Origin of the sequence: Henriciella aquimarina, assembly GCF_002088975.1 — a bacterium.
In the GTDB taxonomy this organism is placed as follows: Bacteria; Pseudomonadota; Alphaproteobacteria; order Caulobacterales; family Hyphomonadaceae; genus Henriciella; species Henriciella aquimarina.
The window spans coordinates 1-1,549 of the sequence record NZ_NCST01000053.1; the positions used below are offsets into that span (position 1 = coordinate 1).

Sequence of the window (1,549 nt, forward strand, 5' to 3'; positions counted from 1 at the left end):
CTTTCAACCGGTCAGCCAGCTGATAATGCATGATCTTGCCGCTGGGGGTTTTCGGCAGCTCATCGACAAAATGAATCTTGCGCGGACATTTGTAAGCCGCGAGCCTTTCGCGCACGAAAGCAATCAGCGCCGCCTCCGTCACGGCCTGGCCCGCCCGCAGGGAGACAAAGGCATGGACGGTTTCGCCGCGATACTCGTCCGGCGCACCGACAATGGCGGCTTCGCGCACGGCTTCGTGGCGGTAGAGCACATCCTCGACCTCACGCGGCCAGACCTTGAAGCCCGACGCGCTGATCATGTTTTTCTTGCGGTCGACCAGATAGAACCAGCCAGCTTCGTCCATCAGGCCAATGTCGCCGGTATGCATCCACCCGTCGGCGAGCGTCTCGGCCGTCTCTTCCGGTTTGCGCCAGTAGCCGGTCATGACCTGCGGGCCGCGCACAAGGAGTTCCCCAGGCTCTCTGAGCCCGCATGGCTTGCCATCCTTGTCGACAATGCGCGCATCCACCCCACAGACCGGCACGCCAATCGCAAGCGCACCGGTTTCGGGATCGACCGGAATATCGGCCTCGAAGGGGGCAAGGTGGGTCTGTGCGGTCGTCTCGGTCATGCCGAAACTTGTATGCAGGCGATGGCCCAGCTCCTCCTCGAAGCGAGTTGCCAGACTCGGCGAGATCGGGGCCCCACCGGAATAGATGCTGTGAAAGCTGTCAAAGTCTGCAGGCGACACGCTCGGCTCGTTCATCAGCGCGATGAACGCCGTCGAGGCGCCGACTGTGAAGGTCGGTTTCCACTCGCGGATCGCATCCATCACCACATCCGGGCGAAACCGGTGTGTGAGAATGAGGGACGCCCCGGTCGAGAGAGCAAGGCACAGGTTCAGCGAAAAGCCTGTGATGTGGAAGAGCGGCGCAATCGACAAGAGACGGGCGTCACCATCCACCGCAAACCAGCGACGGGCAACAGCCGCATTATAGGACAGGTTCGAAGCGGTGAGCATCGCGCCCTTGGGCACGCCGGTCGTCCCGGACGTGTAGAGTAGCAGCGCCGGATCGCTGGTGATGCGCTCGCAAAGTGACCCCTCATGGGCCTGCGTGCCGAGAATCGCCATGAAAGCGTCTGTTTCGTCCGGCTCATCTGCCGGGATGGAGCGGGGGTCACCGCGCGACTGCATCGCACCGGCTGTCGTGGTCAGGATGGTCCGCTCTCCCGCGACAGCCTCGAAGGCGGGCCGCTGCGAAGGATGGCACAGGATGACGCTCGGCTCACAATCGGCCATCAGCTTGCCCAACTCATCCTGGCGGTACATCGGGTTGCCAAGCACAGGGATGAGACCCGCCTTCCACGCGCCAAGCGCGGCGATAGCAAATTGCGGGACATTCTGGAGCAGGATGAAGATGCGGTCCCCCTGCACGGCGCCGGATCGGATGAGCCAAGCGGCGAAATGTGAGCTCATCTCGTCCAGCTCACCATAACTGATCAGCCGGTCGAAATAACGGATGGCGATCGCCTCACCCCCGACTTCGCAATGGGCAAGGAAAGCCTGCAG

At 62.4% G+C, this 1,549-nt stretch carries 1 protein-coding gene; it reads right to left on the reverse strand.

What is annotated here, in order from left to right:
• The coding region (locus tag B8784_RS07875; protein ID WP_084397170.1) for a class I adenylate-forming enzyme family protein at positions 1-1,549 on the reverse strand (1,549 nt) is incomplete at both ends.